Annotated in this window: 1 protein-coding gene; it reads left to right on the forward strand. The window is 69.6% G+C overall.

Annotated elements, in window-relative coordinates; all coding sequences use genetic code 11:
* Nucleotides 1-695: alpha-amylase family protein (locus IE177_RS34620; protein ID WP_268253204.1), on the forward strand; the 695-nt coding region annotated here is incomplete at both ends.

The following is a 695-nucleotide window of genomic DNA, read 5'->3' on the forward strand; positions in this document are numbered from 1 at the left end:
ATGCCGTTGCTGGTGGAGCGTGAACGCGCCCTGTACGGCTCCTGGTACGAGTTCTTCCCCCGCTCGGAGGGGACCGCCGAGCAGCCCCACGGCACCTTCCGCACCGCCGCCCGCAGACTGCGCGCGATCGCCGCGATGGGCTTCGACGTCGTCTACCTGCCCCCGATCCACCCCATCGGCACCACCCACCGCAAGGGCCGCAACAACACCCTCACCGCCACCCCCGACGACGTCGGCGTGCCCTGGGCGATCGGCTCCCCCGAGGGCGGCCACGACACCGTCCACCCCGCGCTCGGCACGATCGAGGACTTCGACCACTTCGTTGCCCGCGCCCGGGAACTGGGCCTGGAGGTGGCGCTGGACTTCGCCCTGCAGTGCTCCCCCGACCACCCGTGGGTGGACAAGCACCCCGACTGGTTCCACCACCGCCCCGACGGCACCATCGCCTACGCGGAGAACCCGCCGAAGAAGTACCAGGACATCTACCCCGTCGCCTTCGACGCCGACATGGACGGCCTGGTCACCGAGACGGTACGGATCCTGCGGCACTGGATGGGCCACGGCGTGCGGATCTTCCGCGTCGACAACCCCCACACCAAGCCCGTCGTCTTCTGGGAACGCGTCATCGCCGAGGTCAACGACAAGGACCCCGACGTGATCTTCCTGGCGGAGGCGTTCACCCGCCCGGCGATGAT

The sequence above is a fragment of the Streptomyces lucensis JCM 4490 genome (genome assembly GCF_014650035.1).
GTDB lineage: Bacteria > Actinomycetota > Actinomycetes > Streptomycetales > Streptomycetaceae > Streptomyces > Streptomyces lucensis.